This is a genomic window from Streptomyces sp. NBC_00572 (assembly GCF_026341815.1).
Lineage (GTDB): Bacteria > Actinomycetota > Actinomycetes > Streptomycetales > Streptomycetaceae > Streptomyces.
In genome coordinates, this window is the sequence record NZ_JAPENX010000001.1 from 1861072 (window position 1) to 1882397 (window position 21326).

Sequence of the window (21326 nt, forward strand, 5' to 3'; positions counted from 1 at the left end):
CACCAGACTCCGGTGGTTACCGGAGCTCGGACTTGGCGACTTTCACCTCCTCCTCCCCAGTCGACAAGATCCCCACCCCATCGACAAGAGGTTAATTCGCCCTGAACTCCTGTCCTGTAGGCGCAACCATGTATTCGGTGAGGCGATGGCTTTCACCATTCCTCACAACCGAACATAGCCCCTTCGGACGGGTGTCGGCACCCGCTACCGCGACATAGCTCCGTTCGAGTGCTTTCACCTCTCACCACCTGCAACGATCCAAGTTCCTGGCGAGTTCCGGTTTATTTCGAACGAGGCGGGAGAGGATGCGATCACAGCCGCTGCCCGCTGTTCGAATCCGTGCTGCGCCGAACCGTCCGGTAAACCTGCCGGTAACCCGTGCGGTATTCCAGGAATGAACGGAAGGTGTACGGCTCCGAGGGCGCGCGCCGCCTCCGCCAGCGAGGCTCCCGTGGTCATCAGATCGTCGACGAGCACCACCCTTCCCGCCCCGAGAAGCCGCCCGCCGCCGGGCACGACCTCCAGCGCGCCGGCGAGGTTGGCGAGCCGTCCGCGCGCTCCGAGCCCCGCCTGGTCCGCCACGTACCGCCGCTGCCGCAGCACGGGCACGACCCGCGCCGACCGTCCCGCGCTCCGCAGCCGGGCAGCCGCGGCCAGTGCGATCCGGCGCGTCGGATCGTGGCCACGCGCCCGCACGGAGCGCCGCGAGGACGGCACCGGTACAAGGAGCAGCGGTCGCGCCCCGGGGCCCTCGGTGACCCCGGCAGCGGTCTCCACAGCGGCGGCAAGCGCGCCGCCCAGGGGTCGGGCGAGAGGGAGCGCCCCGCGTTCCTTGTGGGCGATGAGGAGTTCACGTACGGCATCGGCGTACGGCGCGACTGCATGGACGACGGGCAGCCCGGCCGGCTCGGGCGACGGCCGCACCCTGCGCGGCCCCTCCCCCGCCCCGTTCAGAGCGTCCTCGCACGACGGGCACAGCTCCGTGCTCGGCCTGCCGCAGCCTCCGCAGGCGACCGGCAGCACCAGCCCGGCGATCTCGCGCCACCACCCCCGCATGGCTCCACTGTGCGCCTTCCCGAGCACCCCGGCCACCCCTGTGGAAAACCCGCGGGTGCCCCCGGAGTACGTCAGGTGCGCCCCGCCCCGCCCACCGCGGAGGTCACGCGGCGGGGGTGGCGGGGGCGGCCCCCGACGGGTGGTGGGAGTCCGCTAACCCGGATAGACGGGCGAGGTCCCGGTCTTGACCACCGGCTGCCAGTTCGTGCCCGGCGCGAGCCGCACGATGCCGTCGTTGCCCGAGTCGGCGACCACCGGCACGGAGTCGTCGTGCGGCGCGGCCACCGAGGTGACCCCGTTCAGACCGGGGAGCACCGAACTCGCCGAGGTCGAACCGTCCGTCTGGAGGTAGCGGATCTGCTGGACGCCGCCCGCCTCCTTGCCGACGACGACCAGCCGGCTCGGCCCTGCCCAGGAGACGGCCGTGACCGACTCCATCCGGGGCGCGGCGGGCTGGAGGTCGTCCACGGAGACGACCGGTTCGTCGCCCGACGTCTGCCGCTGGATCCGGCCGATCTGCAGGGTCGTGTCCCCGCCCCGGGTGACCACGAGGGCGATCCGGACCCCGTCGGCGGAGACCCGCAGCGACTCGATCCTGACGTCGTCCGCCGGCCACGGTGTCCGCACCTTGACGGGGTCACCGGTGCCGTCGGGCACCATCCACAACTGGGGCGCGGCGGGGTCGCGGTCGGCGATCCACAGGTCGCCCCGGCCGTCCCAGCTGGGCGCGGACAGCCGCTCGGTGGGCTTGGCGGCCTTGCTGCGCAGGATCGCCGACGCCGCTTCCTGCTCGGTGGTGATGGAGGAGACGTACAGCTCGCGGCCGCCCTCCCCGACCCCGGCGGCGCGGGTCTCGCCCCGGTCGACGGCGACCGACTGGAGCCGCGTGGTGCCCTTGCCGAGCGGGCCGGGCACCTCGGTGGGCGCGTTCGCCTCCTTGCCCCCGACATCCAGCATCATCAGCTTGTGGTGCTCGTCGACGAAGTACGGGTTCTCGTCCCGGTCCGTGTTCCGGACCGCGGCGAACTCGGCCGCCTGCCCCTTGCCGAGCCTGCACAGCGGGCCCTTCGACCCCTGGAGCTCCACCTGCTCGACGCGTACGGAGGTCAGGTCGCCCAGCGTGAACAGCAGTTGCGCCGCCATCCGGCGGCACGGCTCGCCGCCCACCAGGTCCGCCTTGGCGTTGAGCGGCACCTTGAGCGTGGACTGGTCGTCGGTCGTGAGCGTGGTGACGCCCTTCTTCAGCTCCGTACCGGAGGGGAAGCTGGAGTCGACGGCCGGCTTCAGCCAGTCCGTGGGGCCTTCGAGGAGCGCCCTGACCGTCTGCGTCACCGGGTCCATCCGGGTGACGGGGTCCTGGCGCTGCCGGATGTAGACCGGGTCGGCGACGACCCAGTCCTCTCCGGAGGCGAAGTAGTACTTGTTGACCGACCGGTAGTTGCGCAGGAAGTCGGCCTCGCCGAGCACCAGGCCGGGCGGCAGGCTGTCGATGCGCCACTCCCTGCCCTTGCCGTTGGCGGTGGGCTGCTGCACGACGTGGATCGACTGCAGGTACTTGGCGGGGCTGATCGGCTGGTACGCGTGACGGTCGTCCACGGTCGCGATCTTGCGCCCGGACAGCGGATAGGCGCGGCCCTGGTTGTCGGGGTCGGCGTTGCGGTCGGCCTGGTCGCGGTCGGGCGCGGTGGTGAGCACGGTGATGCTCTGCTCGGGCTTCCAGGTCTGCGCGGCGTGCTTCGTCAGGTACTTGCGGGCGGTGGCGAAGCCGGGGTCGTCACTGGTCATCGCTTCGAGGAAGCCGTCGACGATCTCGTCCGGGTCCGCGGTCTCCCGGGGTGCGACGGCGTAGACCCGCACCTGCGAGTCTCCCTGGTTGGCGCCCTTGACGGGCTGGACGTCCCCGTTGTCGGGCATCGTCGCGCACCCGGTCACCAGGAGACCGCCGCACGCGGCGATCATCACCGCGCGCACACTCCGTCCCTGCCCCGGGTGGAGTCCCTGATCCGGGTGCCCCACTCGGAAGCCCCACACTCCGTGCCTCATTCGGAAGCCCCGCCCCGCGTGCCCCTTTCGGGAGTCAGCGCCCACGTGTCCCGTCCTCCCACTCCGCGTTCCCGTGTGCGTCTGCCGTCGCCGGACCCGTCCCGCCGCCGTCGTTCTCCGTCGCCGCGCGCGCCACGACCCGGGAGCCGCTGCCGGGCAGGGCGGTCGGGTCGACGGTCGCCCGCGTCGGCGCGGGCAGCCTCGGCGGTACGGGGAGCTGGGGCCGGTCGCCGGCGGGCTGCACCGGCACCGCGGTGAGGCGGGCGCTGTCCTGGGCGCGCCCGGCGGCCGCCTGCTCGCGGTTGCGCCGTGAGTCCTCGGGCTCCAGGGGTATCGGGGAGCCCCGCAGCGGCTCGTCCGCGGTACGCGGCAGGGTGAGCCGGAACTGCGAACCTCCGCCGGGCTCGCCCCAGGCCTGGAGCCAGCCGCCGTGCAGCCGCGCGTCCTCCACCGCGATCGACAGGCCGAGGCCGGTGCCGCCGGTGGTGCGCGCACGGGCGGGGTCGGCGCGCCAGAAGCGGTTGAAGACCCGGGTCGCCTCGCCCGGCTTGAGTCCGACGCCGTAGTCGCGCACGGCGACGGCGACGGCTCCACCGGCGGCGGCCAGCTTCACCACCACATCCTTGCCCTCGCCGTGTTCGACGGCGTTGACGACGAGGTTGCGCAGGACCCGCTCGACCCGGCGGGCGTCCGCCTCGGCCACCACGGGCTGCTTGTCACCGACCACCACGATCCGGGTGCCCTTGCGTTCGGCGAGGGGTTCGGCGCCGCCGATGACCCGGCGCACGACCTGCCGCAGGTCTATCGGCTCGGCCTCCAGGGCCGCAGCTCCCGCGTCGAAGCGGCTGATCTCCAGGAGATCGGAGAGCAGCGACTCGAAACGGTCGAGCTGGTCGCCGAGGAGCTCGGCGGAACGGGCGGTGATCGGGTCGAAGTCGACCCGCGCCTCGTGGATCACGTCGGCGGCCATCCGGACCGTGGTGAGCGGGGTGCGCAGTTCGTGCGAGACGTCCGAGACGAACCGTCGCTGCATCCGCGACAGCTCCTCCAGCTGCTGGATCTTGAGCTGGAGGTTCTGGGCCATCTTGTTGAAGGCCTCGCCGAGCCGGGCGATGTCGTCCTCGCCGGTGACCTTCATCCGTTCCTGGAGGCGGCCGGCCGAGAGCCGTTCGGCGATCCCTGCGGCCATCCGTACGGGCGTGACGACCTGGCGCACCATGAGCCAGGCAATGGCGCCGAGCAGCACCACGACGAACAGCCCGGCGGTCGCGAGGGTGCCCTTGACCAGGGTGAGGGAGTCCTCCTCCTGGGTCAGCGGGAAGAGGTAGTACAGCTCGTACTGGGTGCCCTCGGCGTCGTTGAGCCGCTTGCCGATCACCAGACCGGCCTCGGACGCCTTGCCGTTGGTGTAGTGGATGCGGGTGAACTTCTGGACGGTGTCCGTGCCCTGGGCCACCGAGTGCCGTAGTTCGGCGGGGATGCTGGTGGTCGGGTCGACCTCGCCGGAGGCCCGGGCGCCGCGGCTCGCGGCCTCACCCGTGTCGAGGGAGAGCGCGACCACGTTGAAGGCGCTCTGGCCACCGCTGGCGAGCTGCTCGACGAGCGTGGAGCGCCAGTTCACGGAGGCACCCGCGCGCCCGCCGTCCTGCTGGCCGGGTGCCGAAGGGGTCGTCGCCGCCCGGTCCTGGGCAGCCGAGAACCCGCCGGCGGCCTGGCTCTGGGCGGCCCTCTCCTTGGCGTCGAGCAGTCCGTTGCGGACCTGGCCGATCACGACCAGGCCGAGCAGCAGCACCACTCCCAGGGACATCAGCAGGGTGCCCGCGACGATGCGCAGCTGGATGTTCCGCCGCCACAGCCGCACGGCGGGCAGCAGCGGTCGGCGCACCCAGCGCGCGAAGAGCCGGAGGACCGGTCCACCCGGCGCCCCGTCCCTGAACAGCCTTCCACCGCGCGGCGGGCGGCCGGAACGCGAGCCCCCCCGCCCCGGTCCGGCAGCCCGCCCCGTACGGTCTCCCGGGTCCCCGGGCTTCGGAGCAGTACTGCCTCTACTCATGTCAGCTCGGTCCCGCCTTGTACCCGACACCACGGACGGTCACCACGATCTCCGGGCGCTCCGGGTCCTTCTCGACCTTCGAGCGCAGCCGCTGGACGTGCACGTTCACCAGCCGGGTGTCGGCCGCGTGCCGGTAGCCCCAGACCTGCTCCAGGAGCACCTCGCGGGTGAACACCTGCCACGGCTTGCGCGCCAGCGCGACGAGCAGGTCGAACTCCAGCGGGGTCAGGGCGATGGACTGCCCGTCCCGCTTCACGGAGTGCCCCGCCACGTCGATGACCAGGTCACCGATGGTGAGCTGCTCGGGAGCCGGCTCCTCGGACCGCCGCAGGCGTGCCCGGATACGGGCCACGAGCTCCTTCGGCTTGAACGGCTTGACGATGTAGTCGTCGGCCCCGGACTCCAGACCCACGACCACGTCGACCGTGTCGCTCTTGGCCGTGAGCATGACGATCGGCACACCCGACTCGGCCCTGATCAGGCGGCACACCTCGATGCCGTCCCTTCCGGGGAGCATCAGGTCGAGCAGCACCAGGTCAGGCTTGGCCTCCCGGAATGCGGCAAGCGCCTTGTCACCGTCCGCGACGAACGACGGCTCGAACCCTTCTCCCCGCAGCACGATGCCGAGCATCTCGGCCAGTGCGGTGTCGTCGTCGACGACAAGAACGCGTCCCTTCATATCGACATCATCCCATTTCCGTATCAGTCTCAAGGCGGCTGGTGAGATACCTCACTGACCTGCGGTGACGTCCTGGATCGGTACTGATGACCGTCCGTGTCCGTGGGTGTCGATGTCAGTCATGGCTGTCACCCCCGTGGCCGCCCCGAACCGTACCGCGTGCCGCCCTGCCCAGCCCATGCATCGCACGCGACCGCGCGATCCCGCCCCATCCCGCTCCCCCCAACGGCCGTCAAAGCTCGGAAAAACCTCTGAGCACGGCAGATACCCGAGCCAGAGCTCCCCCGCCGCGAACCCATGCGCGCAACGGCGCGTCCGCGGAGGGGAGGCGGTAGGGCAACGACGTACCACCACACACCCGAGGCCCTCAGGCGCTCCCCCGAGGTGGACGAACTCGCCCGCCGACTCGTCTCCCTCGGCCTTGTCCGCGGCCGGCGACGACGGACCACCCGGTCGGGGCGGCGCCGACCGGGTGACCGCGGCATCTGCGGGAAGCCTCCCCGCGTACGCAGGTGAGGGCCCCGCAGCGCTCGACCCGGGCCCCGTCCGGTCCGGACTGCTCAGCACCCGCACCGTCCCCGACAGCCTGGGGCGCACGCTGCTCCGCATGGGCAGGGCCCTCGACGACGGCCCCGCCCACACCACGGACAGCGGTCAGGACGGCAGCGTCGGCTTCGGGGGCGGAGCGGGTGGTGGGGACTGATTCGACCGTGATGATCGGTTATCCGCACGGTCCCCTCCGCCGCTCGCACACCGAAGGTCCGGACAAAGGTACGAAGGACAAGGCTGCTCCCGCCCACGGGCGGGCCCCGCGTGGCACGATGGCACCCGGCCCGCCGCCGTGCCAGGTGTCGGCCGCCGTGACCGAGCCGGTTCGCCGATCCGGCACCGCGACCATTCCTCCGAGGTGGACGACCGTGAACGACACTCCGGGCTGGACCTCGCCCGGATCCGCCCCCTCCGACGACCAGGACGGCTCCGGGGTCCCCCGGCCCGCCGCTCCGGCCGACGCGAACGGCTCCGCCCCTCAGTGGTCCAAGGACCAGCCGCCCGCCGGCCAGTGGTCCCCGCCGACCGGCCAGACTCCGCCCCCGGCACCCGGCCAGAGCCCGGGCTGGGGTGCTCCTCCCCCGAACGTCCACTGGGGCAGGCCGCCGGCCGCGAAGCCCGGTGTGATCCCGCTGCGCCCGCTGGGCATGGGCGAGATCCTCGACGGCGCGGTGAAGACCCTCCGCACCTACTGGCGCACCGTCCTGGCGATCACCGTCACGGTCGCGGTGATCTCCCAGATCGCCGACATCCTGGCCCAGCGGTATCTCGTCCCCGACGTTCCCGCGGCGAGCCCGGACGCCACCCCCGCCGAGGCGCTCGAGCAGTCCCTCGAAGCGGCCCAGGCGTCCCTTGTCGGCCTGGGACCGGCCTTGCTCGTGACCCTGATGGCGTCCCTGGTCAGCGCGGCCCTGCTGACCGTCGTCATCAGCCGCGCCGTCCTCGGCCGCCCGGTCTCGCTGGGCGCCGCCTGGCAGGAGGCCCGGCCCAGGCTCCTCCAGCTGATCGGCCTGACCCTGCTGCTCGCGGCGCTGAGCGCCGGCATCGTCATGGTCGGCCTGCTCCCCGGTCTCCTGATCGGCGGCCCGGCAGGCGTGGCCCTGACCCTCCTCGGCGGACTCGGTGCCGTGGCGGCGGCCATCTGGCTGATGATCCGCTTCAGCCTCGCCTCCCCCGCCCTGATGCTGGAGCGCGGGGGCGTGATCCCCTCGCTGAAGCGCTCGGCGAAGCTGGTGCAGGGCTCGTGGTGGCGGATCTTCGGCATCACCCTCCTCACCCAGCTGCTGATCTTCATCTTCGCCATGATCATCGCGATCCCGTTCACCATCATCGGCATCGCGGTCGACGGCGACGGCTTCTCCGGCATGCTCTCCGGGTCGTCCACCACCTTCGGCTGGCCGTTCCTCATCATCACGGGCATCGGCGGCGTGATCACCAGCGCGATCACCTACCCGATCTCGGCCGGCGTCACGGTCCTCCTGTACGTGGACCAGCGCATCCGCCGTGAAGCCCTGGACCTCGAACTGGCACGGGCCGCGGGTCTCCCCGGTTACGGCCCCACACCGGGCGACCAGACCGTCGGGGGCTGATGCCGTGACGGTCACGGGGGGAACGACCACGGCTTCGGCGCGGCTCCGCGCCGACGGCGACATCCCGGTGGACATCTCCCGCGTCCCCGCCCGCGAGGCGGCGGAACGGGAGCTGTCCGAGCCGATGTACCACGAGAACGACCCGAACCTGCTCCAGCGCGGACTCAACCGCTTCTGGGAGTGGCTCGGCGACCTCTTCGGCGCCGCGTCCGGTGCCACCCCCGGAGGCGTGATCGGCCTCGTCGTGGTCGTCCTGCTCGTGATCGCCGTGGTCGCCGCCCTCTGGTGGCGCCTCGGCACCCCCCGCCGGACCCCCGGCACCACCGGCGACTCCCTCTTCGCGGAAGGCCCCCGAACCGCCCGCGAACACCGCGCGGCCGCCGCCCGGCACGCCTCGGCCGGCCGCTGGAACCAGGCCGTCCAGGAACGCACCCGGGCCATCGTCCGCTCCCTCGAAGAACGCGCCCTGCTCGACCCCCGCCCCGGCCGCACCGCGGACGAGGCCGCCGCCGAGGCAAGCCGCTCCCTGCCCTCCCACGCCGACGACCTGCGCCTCGCCGTCCGCGTCTTCGACGACGTCACATACGGCGGCCGCACCGCCGACGAGCCCGCGTACCGCCGCATCGAGGAACTGGACACCGCCCTGGAGCGCACCCGTCCCACCCTCGACACCGCCTCCACGGGGACGCGCGCATGAGCCGCCCGGCCACCAGCACCACGTCGACCGCCCCCTCCGCCCGTCAGGTCTGGACCCGAACCCGCGGCGCTGCTCTCGTCCTCGCCCTGGTCCTCATCGGAGGCCTCGTCCTCGCGACGGTCCGGTCCACCGAGGCACACGGCGCCCTCGACCCCCGCTCCGCCGACCCGACCGGCAGCCGGGCCGTCGCCGAACTCCTCAAGGCCCGCGGTGTCACGCTCAACCTCGCCACCACCCTCGACGAGGCCACGGCCGCGACCGACCTCGACTCGACCCTCCTGGTCACCACACCCGACCTGTTGACGGAGACCCAGCAGTCCACGCTCCGCCGGACCATGACCGACTCCGTCGGCCGCACGGTCCTCCTCGGCGCCGGTCAGTCCTCCCTCCCCACCCTGGCCCCGGGGATCACCGGCGCCACCAGCGCCCCCGTGGAGAACCGCGCCCCCTCCTGCACCCTGGCGGCCGCCACCCGCGCCGGCAGCGTCGACCTCGGCGGCGAGCGCTACGCCACCGCCCCGGGCACCTCCGCGGACTCCTGCTACCCCTCCGACGGCCTGCCGTCCCTGCTCCGGCTCCCCGGCCCGAACAGCACCGACACGGTGCTCCTCGGCTCGCCCGACATCCTCTACAACAACCGTCTCGACCAGCAGGGCAACGCCTCGCTCGCCCTGCAACTCCTCGGCTCCCGGCCCCATCTCGTCTGGTACCTCCCCTCCCTGACCGATGCCTCCGCCGACGCCTCCGCCGACGACACGACGGGCGACTTCCTCGCCCTCGTCCCCTCCGGCTGGCTCTGGGGCACGCTCCAGCTCGCGATCGCGGCCCTGCTCGCCGCCATCTGGCGCGGCCGCCGCCTCGGCCCCCTGGTCACCGAGCGCCTCCCCGTCGCCCTTCGCGCCTCCGAGGCCACCGAGGGCCGCGCCCGCCTCTACCGCAAGGCGAACGCCCGCGACCGCGCCGCCTCGGTGCTGCGCACCGCGACCCGCACCCGGATCGCCCCGCTGTTGGGCGTCCCCGTCCAGGACGCCCACTCCTCCGATCGCCTCCTCCCCGCACTCTCCGCCCGTCTCCCCGAGACCACCGCGGACCCCAAGAACCTCCTCTTCGGCCCGACTCCCGCCGACGACGCCACTCTCATCCGCCTGGCGGACCAACTCGACGCCCTCGAAAGAGAGGTACGCACCTCATGAGCGCCCCGACCCCCGAGACCGCTACGAACTCGGACAGCGCCCGCGCCTCCCTGGAGGCCCTGCGCACCGAGATCGCGAAGGCCGTGGTCGGCCAGGACCCCGCCGTCACCGGTCTCGTCGTCGCCCTGCTCTGCCGGGGGCACGTCCTCCTCGAAGGTGTCCCCGGCGTCGCGAAGACCCTGCTGGTCCGCGCGCTCGCCGCCACACTCGAACTCGACACCAAGCGCGTCCAGTTCACCCCCGACCTGATGCCGAGTGATGTCACCGGCTCCCTGGTCTACGACACTCGGACCTCCGAGTTCTCCTTCCAGCCCGGCCCGGTCTTCACCAATCTCCTGCTGGCCGACGAGATCAACCGCACGCCCCCGAAGACCCAGTCCTCCCTCTTGGAGGCGATGGAGGAGCACCAGGTCACGGTCGACGGCACCCCGCGCGCCCTGCCCGAGCCGTTCCTTGTCGCCGCGACCCAGAACCCCGTCGAGTACGAGGGCACCTACCCTCTCCCTGAGGCCCAACTGGACCGGTTCCTGCTGAAGCTGACGGTCCCTCTGCCCTCCCGCACGGACGAGATCCAGGTCCTCACCCGTCATGCCGAGGGCTTCGACCCCCGCGATCTGAAGGCCGCCGGAGTCCGCCCCGTAGCGGGCCCCGCCGAACTCGAAGCCGCCCGGGCCGCCGTCGCGAAGGTCTCGGTCTCCGCCGAGATCGCCGGCTATGTCGTCGATATCTGTCGTGCCACGCGTGAATCCCCCTCACTCACGCTCGGGGTCTCCCCCCGAGGCGCCACCGCCCTGCTCTCCACCGCCCGCGCCTGGGCCTGGCTCACCGGCCGGGACTACGTCACCCCGGACGATGTGAAGGCCCTCGCTCTCCCCACCCTGCGTCATCGCATCCACCTGCGGCCCGAGGCCGAGATGGAGGGAGTCACCCCCGACTCCGTCATCAACTCGATCCTCGCCCACGTCCCCGTACCCCGCTGAGAACGGCGCCCCATGGCCCTCACCGGACGAACCGCGCTGATCGCCGCCCTCGGATCGCTCCCCGTCGGCATCCTCGCCCCCAGCTGGACGGGGATGCTCGCGGTGAACATGCCCCTCTCCCTCGCAATTCTGTGCGACTACGCCTTGGCCGCGCCAGTACGAACGCTCCAATTCACCCGAAGTGGTGATACATCCGTTCGACTCGGTGACGCGGCAGGCGTCCAGCTCACGGTCACCAACCCGTCCCGCCGCCGCCTCCGCGCCCAGCTCCGCGACGCCTGGCCGCCCAGCAGCTGGCTCCCCGGCACCGAACACGCTTCCTCGCGCCGGCGCCTGACCGTGCCCGCCGGCGAGCGCCGCCGCCTGACCACCAGCCTGCACCCGACCCGCCGCGGCGACCGCCGCGCCGAGCGGATCACCGTCCGCTCGTACGGCCCCCTCGGCCTCGCGGCCCGCCAGGGCAACCACGAGGCCCCCTGGACCATCCGGGTCCTGCCTCCGTTCACCAGCCGCAAGCACCTGCCCTCCCGCCTGGCCCGACTCCGTGAACTCGACGGCCGCACCAGCGTGCTGACCCGCGGTGAGGGAACGGAGTTCGACAGCCTCCGCGAGTACGTCCCCGGCGACGACACCCGCTCGATCGACTGGCGTGCCACCGCCCGCCAGACCACGGTCGCCGTCCGCACCTGGCGCCCCGAACGCGACCGCCACATCCTCATCGTCCTGGACACCGGACGGACCTCGGCCGGCCGCGTCGGAGACGTCCCCCGCCTGGACGCCTCCATGGACGCCGCGCTGCTCCTCACCGCGCTCGCCTCCCGCGCCGGTGACCGCGTGGACCTCCTCGCCTACGACCGGCGCCTTCGCGCCCAGGTCCAGGGCCGCTCCGCCGGCGACGTCCTTCCCGCCGTGGTCAGCGCCCTCGCCCCACTCGAACCCGAGCTGGTGGAGACCGACGCCCGCGGCTTGGCCGCGACGGCCCTCGCCCGCGCGCCCCGCCGTTCCCTGATCGTCCTTCTGACCAGCCTCGACGCCGCTCCGATCGAGGAGGGTCTCCTCCCGGTCCTGCCGCAGCTCACCCAGCGCCACACGGTCCTGATCGCCTCGGTCTCCGACCCCCACATCGCTCGCATGGCCGCGACCCGCGGCACGATCGAGGGCGTCTACGAGGCCGCGGCAGCCACTCAGACCCAATCCCAGCGCTCCCGCACCGCAGAGCAGCTCCACCGCCACGGCGTGACCGTCGTCGACGCCACCCCCGACACGCTCGCCCCCGCGCTGGCCGACGCGTACCTCGCCCTCAAAGCAACCGGCCGACTGTAGCGCCCCAAGCGCCGATGGCCGACACGGCGAACAGCACCGCACCGGCCATCGATCACGCGTGGCGCCCCGACTCAACGAAACACGACGGAGGCCTCCCCGGCCGCGGCACTGAAGGACCCCGGGCACAGGAACGAGCCCGAGACCTTGGTGGCGGTGAAGGGGGTGTTCACGTACTTCCTGGTGGCCCCGTCCCGGTTCCAGACGATGTTCGTCACCTTGTAGCGGCAGGAGACGAACGACTGCTTCCCGGTGAGGTCGATGGCGTCCGTCGTCGCCGTGCCGGCGGCGTCGTCAAAGGTGAACGCCGGGTTGTTGTTGAGCGAGGCGGTGATGCCCCCGCCGCAGGTCAGGTTCCCGCCCGGCTTGTTGATCGTGGACCGGTCGACGGTGAGCGCGCTCGGCGGAGCCGCACTGGCGTCGGCACCGGTCCAACTACAGGTGTTCCCAGAAACGACGATCACGCCGTCGACCTCCGCGCCGGCAGCGGTGCCGCTCGCGTAGGCCGACGTAGGAACACCGATGCCGACCGCCATCACCAGCGCGGCCAAGCCAGTCAGGGTGGGGGTGTACTTCATGTCGCTCTCCTTGCCACAGCTTGTGGGTGGGGGAACCCAAGCCGCTCAGCGGAGCCGCCCGGGTTCGGAGTGCGCCACGGAGCGTGTCACAACAGGCATGAAATGTCATGCACGCATCAATCTTTGGCTGAAAGTAGCTGAACGCAGAAAAGCCCCGCACCATAAGGTGCGGGGCTTTCCCACAATGATTGTTCGGCGGCGTCCTACTCTCCCACAGGGTCCCCCCTGCAGTACCATCGGCGCTGAAAGGCTTAGCTTCCGGGTTCGGAATGTAACCGGGCGTTTCCCTAACGCTATGACCACCGAAACTCTATGAAGTTAACCAACCGGATATCGGCACGGTTCGTTACTTCAGAACTAACACAGTGGACGCGAGCAACTGAGGACAAGCCCTCGGCCTATTAGTACCGGTCAGCTCCACCCATTACTGGGCTTCCACATCCGGCCTATCAACCCAGTCGTCTACTGGGAGCCTTACCCTCTCAAGGAGGTGGGAATACTCATCTCGAAGCAGGCTTCCCGCTTAGATGCTTTCAGCGGTTATCCCTCCCGAACGTAGCCAACCAGCCATGCCCTTGGCAGGACAACTGGCACACCAGAGGTTCGTCCGTCCCGGTCCTCTCGTACTAGGGACAGCCCTTCTCAATATTCCTACGCGCGCAGCGGATAGGGACCGAACTGTCTCACGACGTTCTAAACCCAGCTCGCGTACCGCTTTAATGGGCGAACAGCCCAACCCTTGGGACCGACTCCAGCCCCAGGATGCGACGAGCCGACATCGAGGTGCCAAACCATCCCGTCGATATGGACTCTTGGGGAAGATCAGCCTGTTATCCCCGGGGTACCTTTTATCCGTTGAGCGACGGCGCTTCCACAAGCCACCGCCGGATCACTAGTCCCGACTTTCGTCCCTGCTCGACCCGTCGGTCTCACAGTCAAGCTCCCTTGTGCACTTACACTCAACACCTGATTGCCAACCAGGCTGAGGGAACCTTTGGGCGCCTCCGTTACCCTTTGGGAGGCAACCGCCCCAGTTAAACTACCCATCAGACACTGTCCCTGATCCGGATCACGGACCGAGGTTAGACATCCAGCACGACCAGAGTGGTATTTCAACGGCGACTCCACCATGACTGGCGTCACGGCTTCAAAGTCTCCCACCTATCCTACACAAGCCGAACCGAACACCAATATCAAACTGTAGTAAAGGTCCCGGGGTCTTTCCGTCCTGCTGCGCGAAACGAGCATCTTTACTCGTAGTGCAATTTCACCGGGCCTATGGTTGAGACAGTCGAGAAGTCGTTACGCCATTCGTGCAGGTCGGAACTTACCCGACAAGGAATTTCGCTACCTTAGGATGGTTATAGTTACCACCGCCGTTTACTGGCGCTTAAGTTCTCAGCTTCGCCCTGTCGAAACAGAGCTAACCGGTCCCCTTAACGTTCCAGCACCGGGCAGGCGTCAGTCCGTATACATCGCCTTACGGCTTCGCACGGACCTGTGTTTTTAGTAAACAGTCGCTTCTCGCTGGTCTCTGCGGCCACCCCCAGCTCACGGAGTAAATCCGATCACCAGACGTGGCCCCCCTTCTCCCGAAGTTACGGGGGCATTTTGCCGAGTTCCTTAACCATAGTTCACCCGAACGCCTCGGTATTCTCTACCTGACCACCTGAGTCGGTTTAGGGTACGGGCCGCCATGAAACTCGCTAGAGGCTTTTCTCGACAGCATAGGATCATCCACTTCACCACAATCGGCTCGGCATCAGGTCTCAGGCTATGTGCTGTCCGGATTTACCTGGACAACGCCCTACACCCTTACCCCGGGACTACCACCGCCCGGGTTGGACTACCTTCCTGCGTCACCCCATCGCTTACCTACTACCACCTTGGGTCAGCGGCTCCACCACTTTCCTTTCCCCGAAGGGTCCGGAACGGCTTCACGGCCTTAGCATTAATGGGCTCGATATTGGGCGTTTCAAAGCGGGTACCGGAATATCAACCGGTTGTCCATCGACTACGCCTGTCGGCCTCGCCTTAGGTCCCGACTTACCCTGGGCAGATCAGCTTGACCCAGGAACCCTTAGTCAATCGGCGCACACGTTTCTCACGTGTGTATCGCTACTCATGCCTGCATTCTCACTCGTGAACCGTCCACAACTCGCTTCCGCGGCTGCTTCACCCGGCACACGACGCTCCCCTACCCATCACAGCGGGCGTTGGCCCTCATGCTGCAATGACACGACTTCGGCGGTACGCTTGAGCCCCGCTACATTGTCGGCGCGGAATCACTTGACCAGTGAGCTATTACGCACTCTTTCAAGGGTGGCTGCTTCTAAGCCAACCTCCTGGTTGTCTCTGCGACTCCACATCCTTTCCCACTTAGCGTACGCTTAGGGGCCTTAGTCGATGCTCTGGGCTGTTTCCCTCTCGACCATGGAGCTTATCCCCCACAGTCTCACTGCCGTGCTCTCACTTACCGGCATTCGGAGTTTGGCTAAGGTCAGTAACCCGGTAGGGCCCATCGCCTATCCAGTGCTCTACCTCCGGCAAGAAACACACGACGCTGCACCTAAATGCATTTCGGGGAGAACCAGCTATCACGGAGTTTGATTGGCCTTTCACCCCTAACCACAGGTCATCCCCCAGGTTTTCAACCCTGGTGGGTTCGGTCCTCCACGAAGTCTTACCTCCGCTTCAACCTGCCCATGGCTAGATCACTCCGCTTCGGGTCTTGAGCGCGCTACTGAATCGCCCTATTCGGACTCGCTTTCGCTACGGCTTCCCCACACGGGTTAACCTCGCAACGCACCGCAAACTCGCAGGCTCATTCTTCAAAAGGCACGCAGTCACGAGATACAGCAAGCTGTATCCGACGCTCCCACGGCTTGTAGGCACACGGTTTCAGGTACTATTTCACTCCGCTCCCGCGGTACTTTTCACCATTCCCTCACGGTACTATCCGCTATCGGTCACCAGGGAATATTTAGGCTTAGCGGGTGGTCCCGCCAGATTCACACGGGATTTCTCGGGCCCCGTGCTACTTGGGTGTCTCTCAAACGAGCCGTTAATGTTTCAGCTACGGGGGTCTTACCCTCTACGCCGGACCTTTCGCATGTCCTTCGCCTACATCAACGGTTTCTGACTCGTCTCACAGCCGGCAGACTGTGAAAGAGAGATCCCACAACCCCGCATGCGCAACCCCTGCCGGGTATCACACGCATACGGTTTGGCCTCATCCGGTTTCGCTCGCCACTACTCCCGGAATCACGGTTGTTTTCTCTTCCTGAGGGTACTGAGATGTTTCACTTCCCCTCGTTCCCTCCACATGCCCTATGTGTTCAGGCATGGGTGACAGCCCATGACGACTGCCGGGTTTCCCCATTCGGAAACCCCCGGATCAAAGCCTGGTTGACGGCTCCCCGGGGACTATCGTGGCCTCCCACGTCCTTCATCGGTTCCTGGTGCCAAGGCATCCACCGTGCGCCCTTAAAAACTTGGCCACAGATGCTCGCGTCCACTGTGTAGTTCTCAAGCAACGACCAGCCACCCATCACCCCGCCACATAAGCAGCGAGTTCACTGGGGCCGGCATCGCGAAGATACAAACCTTACGGCCGTACCCTCAGATACCCAACAACGTGCCAAGCACAGTCCGTTCCTCGAAGCCCGTTTTCCACGCCGAAGCAGTACTAACGATTTCTCGGAGAGAGACTGTGCCAACTAATCAACGTTCCACCCATGAGCTGACCGTGCAGAACATTTGCCTGCAATCGGTACTGTGCTCCTTAGAAAGGAGGTGATCCAGCCGCACCTTCCGGTACGGCTACCTTGTTACGACTTCGTCCCAATCGCCAGTCCCACCTTCGACAGCTCCCTCCCACAAGGGGTTGGGCCACCGGCTTCGGGTGTTACCGACTTTCGTGACGTGACGGGCGGTGTGTACAAGGCCCGGGAACGTATTCACCGCAGCAATGCTGATCTGCGATTACTAGCAACTCCGACTTCATGGGGTCGAGTTGCAGACCCCAATCCGAACTGAGACCGGCTTTTTGAGATTCGCTCCGCCTCGCGGCATCGCAGCTCTTTGTACCGGCCATTGTAGCACGTGTGCAGCCCAAGACATAAGGGGCATGATGACTTGACGTCGTCCCCACCTTCCTCCGAGTTGACCCCGGCGGTCTCCTGTGAGTCCCCATCACCCCGAAGGGCATGCTGGCAACACAGGACAAGGGTTGCGCTCGTTGCGGGACTTAACCCAACATCTCACGACACGAGCTGACGACAGCCATGCACCACCTGTATACCGACCACAAGGGGGGCACTATCTCTAATGCTTTCCGGTATATGTCAAGCCTTGGTAAGGTTCTTCGCGTTGCGTCGAATTAAGCCACATGCTCCGCTGCTTGTGCGGGCCCCCGTCAATTCCTTTGAGTTTTAGCCTTGCGGCCGTACTCCCCAGGCGGGGAACTTAATGCGTTAGCTGCGGCACCGACGACGTGGAATGTCGCCAACACCTAGTTCCCAACGTTTACGGCGTGGACTACCAGGGTATCTAATCCTGTTCGCTCCCCACGCTTTCGCTCCTCAGCGTCAGTAATGGCCCAGAGATCCGCCTTCGCCACCGGTGTTCCTCCTGATATCTGCGCATTTCACCGCTACACCAGGAATTCCGATCTCCCCTACCACACTCTAGCCTGCCCGTATCGGATGCAGACCCGGGGTTAAGCCCCGGGCTTTCACACCCGACGTGACAAGCCGCCTACGAGCTCTTTACGCCCAATAATTCCGGACAACGCTTGCGCCCTACGTATTACCGCGGCTGCTGGCACGTAGTTAGCCGGCGCTTCTTCTGCAGGTACCGTCACTTTCGCTTCTTCCCTGCTGAAAGAGGTTTACAACCCGAAGGCCGTCATCCCTCACGCGGCGTCGCTGCATCAGGCTTTCGCCCATTGTGCAATATTCCCCACTGCTGCCTCCCGTAGGAGTCTGGGCCGTGTCTCAGTCCCAGTGTGGCCGGTCGCCCTCTCAGGCCGGCTACCCGTCGTCGCCTTGGTAGGCCATTACCCCACCAACAAGCTGATAGGCCGCGGGCTCATCCTTCACCGCCGGAGCTTTCAACCAGCTCCCATGCGGAAGCCGGTGTTATCCGGTATTAGACCCCGTTTCCAGGGCTTGTCCCAGAGTGAAGGGCAGATTGCCCACGTGTTACTCACCCGTTCGCCACTAATCCACCCCGAAGGGCTTCATCGTTCGACTTGCATGTGTTAAGCACGCCGCCAGCGTTCGTCCTGAGCCAGGATCAAACTCTCCGTGAATGTTTACCCGTAATCGGGTGACACTCGCGTTGAGCGGGACAGTCAGGCCGGAATAAGGCCGACTGTCCACAGCGTCCTCGCTGTGTATGTTGCCTACCCGCCACAAGGGCCGGCAGGACTTTCAAAGGAACCTCGCCATCCGAAGATGGACGGGGTATCAACTAATCTGGCGTTGATTTTTGGCACGCTGTTGAGTTCTCAAGGAACGGACGCTTCCTTTGTACTCACCCTCTCGGGCTTTCCTCCGGGCTTCCCTTCGTTCTTGCGTTTCCGACTCTATCAGATCTTTCCGATCCGATTTCCTCGGTGCTTTCCGGTCCCTTTTGTTTTCACTCCGGGGGCCTTTCGGCGTTTCCGACTTTACCAGAATCATTTGGGCCGACCTAATCGGTGGCTTTCGTGATTCGAATAAGAATCGGGGTGACTCCGTGGAATCGAATTCCCGACCGGAGTGAGTGAGACTCTACTTGATTGCTGCCGAACTGTCCAGTTCCAGGCAACCGTTTGAATCTACCTCCCCACGTCCGCCATGTCAATGGCTTTTGTGGGCACCGGAGGACACTAGCAGGTCAGCGGGGTCGTACGCACATCAGGCAGCGGTCGGGAGCTCCGCGCTGCGGTCGGGCTCTTCGAGGTCACCCTGGTGGCCGGCTCGGGAGGCGCGGCCGCCGAGGACGTAGACGTAGACGAGGAAGGCCAGCTCAGCGGCGATGCCGATGGTGATGCGGGCCCAGGTGGGCAGGCCGGAGGGGGTGACGAAGCCTTCGATCAGGCCCGACACGAAGAGGACCAGGGCCAGGCCGATCGCCATGCCGACGGCGGCCCGGCCGCGTTCCGCGAGGGCGGCGCGGCGGGTGGTCGGGCCCGGGTCGATGACGGTCCAGCCGAGGCGGAGGCCCGTGCCGGCGGCCACGAAGACGGCGGTCAGTTCGAGCAGGCCGTGGGGAAGGATCAGGCCCAGGAAGACGTCGAGGCGGCCGGCCGAGGCCATCAGGCCGATGCCGACGCCCACGTTCAGCATGTTCATGAAGAGGATCCAGAGCACCGGGATGCCCAGGAACGCGCCCAGGACCAGGCACATGGCGGCGGCCTTGGCGTTGTTCGTCCAGACCTGGGCGGCGAAGGAGGCCGCCGGGTGGCTGGAGTAGTACGTCTCGTACTGGCCGCCGGGGCGGGTCATCTCGCGAAGGTCCGTGGGAGCGCCGATCGAGGCCTGGACCTCCGGGTGCGTACCGATCCACCAGCCGATGAGGACGGCGAGCAGGGTGGAGAGGACGGCGGTGGGGATCCACCAGTGGCGGGAGCGGTAGACGGCCGCCGGGAATCCCGCGGTGAGGAAGCGGGCCGCGTCGCGCCAGGAGGAGCGGCGGGTGCCGGTGACGGCGGCGCGGGCGCGGGCCACGAGCTGGGTGAGCCGGGCCGTGAGCATCGGGTCCGGGGCGCTCGACTGCACGATCGAGAGATGGGTGGCCGTGCGCTGGTACAGGGACACGAGTTCGTCGGCCTCGGCGCCGGTGAGCTTGCCGCCCCGGCGCAGGAGGTGGTCGAGGCGTTCCCACTCGGCGCGGTGGGCGGTGACGTAGACGTCGAGGTCCATGATCGGCTGCTGCTCCAGGCATCTGCTGCGGACGGGTCCGTACTGCTGCGGCGCGCTGCGGGTCAGCTTGGCAGACTGGCGTTCGGAGGGGTCGGGAAGGGCGGAGAAGGGTGGGTGCCGTGAGTGGCTTGGTGACCGGGGATGCCGTCGTACTGGGGTTGCAGCCCGCGCGGCTGCCGAGTCGTGCGCTGGCGGTGCTCATCGACCTGACGGTGGTGGTGGCCGCGTATCTGCTGATCTCGATCGGGCTGGCGGTCGCGACCGCCTCGCTCGACGAGGCGGCGGTGATGGCGGTGTCCATCGCCTCCTTCCTGCTGATCCTGGTGGGGGCGCCCATCGCGGTGGAGACGCTGTCGCACGGGCGGTCGCTGGGGAAGATGGCCTGTGGGCTGCGTGTGGTGCGGGACGACGGCGGGCCGATTCGGTTCCGGCACGCGCTCGTGCGGGGGGCGATGGGGGTCGTGGAGATCCTGATGACCTTCGGGGTCGTCGCCTGTACCGCGTCGCTGGTGTCGGAGCGGGGGCGGCGGGTCGGGGACGTCTTCGCGGGGACGCTGGTGGTGCGGGAGCGGATACCCGCGGCGCGGGTTCTGGCCGTGCCCCCGCCGCCGCCGTGGCTGGTGGGGCGGTTCTCCGGGCTCGATCTCTCGGCGGTGCCCGAGGCGCTGTGGCTGGAGATACGGCAGTACCTCACGCGGGCGCGTGACCTGGACCCGGCCGTGGGGCGGCGGCTCGCGGAGCGGCTCGCCGACGAGCTGGTGACGCGGACGGGGACGCCTCCGCCGCCGGGGGTGCCGGCCGACGCGTTTCTGGCGGGGGTGGTGGCCGAGCGGCAGGCGCGGGACGCCCGGAGGGCGTTCGGTTCTTCCGTGCGGGCGGGCGCCGCCGGCGGAGCCGGGGGGATGTCCGCGCCGGCGCCGTTCGTCGTTCCGCCGTCAGCGGCGGCGGTTGTCGTTCCGCCGGCGGTTGCTTCTCCCGTTGCGCCGCCTGCGGCCGGGGGCGGGGAGACGCGGCCGCCCGCTACCGGGTTCGCTCCGCCCGCCTGATCGTCAGGGGAAGACCGACGGCGGGGTTTCCAGGGCTTCGAGTTCGATGCCGGGGGCCGCGAGGACCACGTCTCCGGCGATGTGGACGGTGTGCCGTTCGCCCGTGTCCAGGGCGCTGACCTGGTACTCGTCCACCATCAGGGGGCCGTTGTCAGTGGCGTGCGCTTCACTTTTCAGCAGGGCCCAGGACTGGTCGACCGTGAGGGGGGCGAGCACCGGGTCCGTGAAGGCGACGAGCCGGACACGGGTCTCGGGGGAATCGGGGGTGAGACGCAGGAGTCGCGTGAGCGCGACGAGGAACGCCGGGGAGGTGCCGGTGAAGGCGTGGGCGCGCACATTGCCTTCGGTGGCGTGGGTTCCGGTGGGGTCCGTGCGGACCCAGGTGACACCGTCGATGGCCGCGCCGCGGATCTGCCAGCCGGCGGCGTGGAGTTCGAGGCGGATGGGGCGGCCGAGTTCGTCGACGGCCAGGTCGACAGAGCCTCGGTGGTCGCCGGAGGGGGTGGTGATCTGCGAGACGTAGCGCCAGCCGGAGGGGCCGGGTGCGCAGTGGAAGTGCTCTTCACCGAGGGGGGTGTGGTCGTGCGGGTCATGGAGCGAATAGCGGCCGCGGGGCATGAGGCGGGTCCTCG

Annotated in this window: 14 protein-coding genes and 3 rRNA genes; 7 read left to right on the top strand and 10 right to left on the bottom strand. The window is 68.2% G+C overall.

Annotated elements, in window-relative coordinates; translation table 11 throughout:
• Positions 1-234: 234 nt before the first annotated feature.
• The 4 genes from OG514_RS08470 to mtrA form a co-directional block, all read right to left on the bottom strand.
• Complete coding sequence (locus OG514_RS08470) at positions 235-1056, bottom strand: ComF family protein (protein WP_266892484.1); 822 nt, start codon at positions 1054-1056, stop codon at positions 235-237.
• Positions 1057-1209: 153 nt separating this feature from the next.
• A complete protein-coding gene (locus OG514_RS08475) occupies positions 1210-3015 on the bottom strand; it encodes an LpqB family beta-propeller domain-containing protein (protein WP_266900790.1) in 1806 nt (601 codons plus the stop codon).
• A 118-nt stretch (positions 3016-3133) separates the two neighbouring features.
• Positions 3134-5152: an MtrAB system histidine kinase MtrB gene (gene mtrB / locus OG514_RS08480; protein ID WP_266892486.1), complete on the bottom strand. Its 2019-nt coding sequence runs from the start codon at positions 5150-5152 to the stop codon at positions 3134-3136.
• A 1-nt stretch (position 5153) separates the two neighbouring features.
• A complete protein-coding gene (gene mtrA / locus OG514_RS08485; protein ID WP_010356958.1) occupies positions 5154-5831 on the bottom strand; it encodes a two-component system response regulator MtrA in 678 nt (225 codons plus the stop codon).
• A 472-nt stretch (positions 5832-6303) separates the two neighbouring features.
• Between mtrA and OG514_RS08490 the strand changes: the two genes are divergently transcribed.
• The 6 genes from OG514_RS08490 to OG514_RS08515 all read left to right on the top strand — a co-directional run bounded on the left by OG514_RS08490 (position 6304) and on the right by OG514_RS08515 (position 12162).
• Positions 6304-6534, top strand: a complete 231-nt coding sequence (locus OG514_RS08490; protein ID WP_266892488.1) for a hypothetical protein — start codon at positions 6304-6306, stop codon at positions 6532-6534.
• A 214-nt stretch (positions 6535-6748) separates the two neighbouring features.
• Positions 6749-7969 carry a hypothetical protein gene (locus tag OG514_RS08495; RefSeq protein WP_266892490.1) on the top strand — a complete coding sequence of 407 codons (1221 nt, stop codon included), beginning with the start codon at positions 6749-6751 and terminating at the stop codon, positions 7967-7969.
• Positions 7970-7973: 4 nt separating this feature from the next.
• Positions 7974-8666 carry a DUF4129 domain-containing protein gene (locus tag OG514_RS08500; RefSeq protein WP_266892492.1) on the top strand — a complete coding sequence of 231 codons (693 nt, stop codon included), beginning with the start codon at positions 7974-7976 and terminating at the stop codon, positions 8664-8666.
• On the top strand, positions 8663-9859 hold the full coding sequence (locus OG514_RS08505) for a DUF4350 domain-containing protein (RefSeq protein WP_266892493.1): 1197 nt from the start codon (positions 8663-8665) through the stop codon (positions 9857-9859). Before OG514_RS08500 ends, OG514_RS08505 begins: the two co-directional genes overlap by 4 nt.
• A complete protein-coding gene (locus OG514_RS08510) occupies positions 9856-10839 on the top strand; it encodes a MoxR family ATPase (RefSeq protein ID WP_266892495.1) in 984 nt (327 codons plus the stop codon). The genes OG514_RS08505 and OG514_RS08510 overlap by 4 nt, the downstream gene beginning before the upstream one ends.
• Positions 10840-10851: 12 nt before the next feature.
• Complete coding sequence (locus OG514_RS08515; protein WP_266892496.1) at positions 10852-12162, top strand: DUF58 domain-containing protein; 1311 nt, start codon at positions 10852-10854, stop codon at positions 12160-12162.
• A gap of 71 nt (positions 12163-12233) precedes the next feature.
• On the opposite strand, the gene OG514_RS08520 is transcribed toward OG514_RS08515, so the two are convergent.
• The 5 genes from OG514_RS08520 to OG514_RS08540 all read right to left on the bottom strand — a co-directional run bounded on the left by OG514_RS08520 (position 12234) and on the right by OG514_RS08540 (position 19648).
• Positions 12234-12737 carry a hypothetical protein gene (locus OG514_RS08520; RefSeq protein WP_266892497.1) on the bottom strand — a complete coding sequence of 168 codons (504 nt, stop codon included), beginning with the start codon at positions 12735-12737 and terminating at the stop codon, positions 12234-12236.
• A 190-nt stretch (positions 12738-12927) separates the two neighbouring features.
• Positions 12928-13044 (bottom strand): 5S ribosomal RNA (gene rrf, locus OG514_RS08525).
• Positions 13045-13118: 74 nt separating this feature from the next.
• Positions 13119-16237 (bottom strand): 23S ribosomal RNA (locus OG514_RS08530).
• Between the two features lie 288 nt (positions 16238-16525).
• Positions 16526-18051 (bottom strand): 16S ribosomal RNA (locus OG514_RS08535).
• Together the 16S, 23S and 5S rRNA genes form the textbook arrangement of a ribosomal RNA operon.
• A 589-nt stretch (positions 18052-18640) precedes the next feature.
• Positions 18641-19648 (bottom strand): stage II sporulation protein M, encoded by a 1008-nt coding sequence (locus OG514_RS08540; protein ID WP_266892499.1) that lies wholly within the window; start codon positions 19646-19648, stop codon positions 18641-18643.
• A 119-nt stretch (positions 19649-19767) separates the two neighbouring features.
• Here OG514_RS08540 and OG514_RS08545 point away from each other — a divergent pair, with 119 nt between their 5' ends.
• On the top strand, positions 19768-20694 hold the full coding sequence (locus OG514_RS08545) for an RDD family protein (protein WP_266892501.1): 927 nt from the start codon (positions 19768-19770) through the stop codon (positions 20692-20694).
• Positions 20695-20697: 3 nt separating this feature from the next.
• On the opposite strand, the gene OG514_RS08550 is transcribed toward OG514_RS08545, so the two are convergent.
• Positions 20698-21312 carry a hypothetical protein gene (locus OG514_RS08550; protein WP_266892503.1) on the bottom strand — a complete coding sequence of 205 codons (615 nt, stop codon included), beginning with the start codon at positions 21310-21312 and terminating at the stop codon, positions 20698-20700.
• Positions 21313-21326 lie beyond the last annotated feature (14 nt).

Bases quoted from the DNA above. Each gene is read 5' to 3' on its own strand.
- OG514_RS08510 (WP_266892495.1), top strand. From the start codon at position 9,856: ATGAGCGCCCCGACCCCCGAGACCGCTACGAACTCGGACAGCGCCCGC.
- OG514_RS08515 (WP_266892496.1), top strand. From the start codon at position 10,852: ATGGCCCTCACCGGACGAACCGCGCTGATCGCCGCCCTCGGATCGCTC.
- mtrB (WP_266892486.1), bottom strand. From the start codon at position 5,152: ATGAGTAGAGGCAGTACTGCTCCGAAGCCCGGGGACCCGGGAGACCGT.
- OG514_RS08550 (WP_266892503.1), bottom strand. From the start codon at position 21,312: ATGCCCCGCGGCCGCTATTCGCTCCATGACCCGCACGACCACACCCCC.
- OG514_RS08520 (WP_266892497.1), bottom strand. From the start codon at position 12,737: ATGAAGTACACCCCCACCCTGACTGGCTTGGCCGCGCTGGTGATGGCG.
- OG514_RS08470 (WP_266892484.1), bottom strand. From the start codon at position 1,056: ATGCGGGGGTGGTGGCGCGAGATCGCCGGGCTGGTGCTGCCGGTCGCC.
- OG514_RS08505 (WP_266892493.1), top strand. From the start codon at position 8,663: ATGAGCCGCCCGGCCACCAGCACCACGTCGACCGCCCCCTCCGCCCGT.
- OG514_RS08475 (WP_266900790.1), bottom strand. From the start codon at position 3,015: ATGATCGCCGCGTGCGGCGGTCTCCTGGTGACCGGGTGCGCGACGATG.
- OG514_RS08540 (WP_266892499.1), bottom strand. From the start codon at position 19,648: ATGGACCTCGACGTCTACGTCACCGCCCACCGCGCCGAGTGGGAACGC.
- mtrA (WP_010356958.1), bottom strand. From the start codon at position 5,831: ATGAAGGGACGCGTTCTTGTCGTCGACGACGACACCGCACTGGCCGAG.